The organism is Amphritea sp. (assembly GCF_050300915.1).
GTDB lineage: Bacteria > Pseudomonadota > Gammaproteobacteria > Pseudomonadales > Balneatricaceae > Amphritea.
Window position 1 is genome coordinate 1 of the sequence record NZ_JBNKYN010000216.1, and the last position, 574, is coordinate 574.

At 44.4% G+C, this 574-nt stretch carries 1 protein-coding gene; it reads left to right on the forward strand.

Annotated features, from left to right (window positions below; translation table 11 throughout):
- Positions 1 to 58: 58 nt before the first annotated feature.
- Complete coding sequence (rplI, locus tag ACQY8X_RS21125; protein ID WP_428037095.1) at positions 59 to 511, forward strand: 50S ribosomal protein L9; 453 nt, start codon at positions 59 to 61, stop codon at positions 509 to 511.
- Positions 512 to 574 lie beyond the last annotated feature (63 nt).

A 574-nucleotide genomic window follows, 5' to 3' on the forward strand; every position in this document is an offset into this window, starting at 1 on the left:
CGAGCTAAACTGAAATCTGTCCCTGTGAATACTGATGATTAAGTGAGAGGCTTATCCTATGGAAATCGTTCTGTTGGAAAATATTGATAATTTAGGTTCTTTGGGTGACAAGGTTAGTGTTAAAGCTGGTTTTGCACGTAACTTTCTGTTCCCTGGTGGCAAAGCCAAGCCGGCAACTGCTGCAAACATGGCTGAATTCGAAGCCAAAAGAGCAGAGCTGGAAAAAGCAGCCGCAGAAGCTTTAGCAGCAGCTCAGGCTCGTAAAACAGCTATTGAAGCGCTAGAGAAAGTAACTATTACTGCCAAGGTTGGTAGTGAAGGTAAGCTATTCGGTTCTATCGGTACTGCTGATATCGCTGATGCGATTACTGCAGCAGGCACCGAAGTTGAAAAACGCGATGTACGTCTGCCTGAAGGCGCTCTGCGTACTACGGGTGAGCATGAAATCGATATCCACCTGTATACCGATGTGATCGCTGCGATCATTATCGACATCGTGGGTGAAGAATAAGTTATAAAACCTGTTCTACCGATAGGGATAATTGATTCTTCTTTCGGTAACAGTTTTGTTACT

What these genes read in the sequence shown, in the direction of transcription:
- rplI (WP_428037095.1), top strand. Translation starts at nt 59, where the DNA reads ATGGAAATCGTTCTGTTGGAAAATATTGATAATTTAGGTTCTTTGGGT.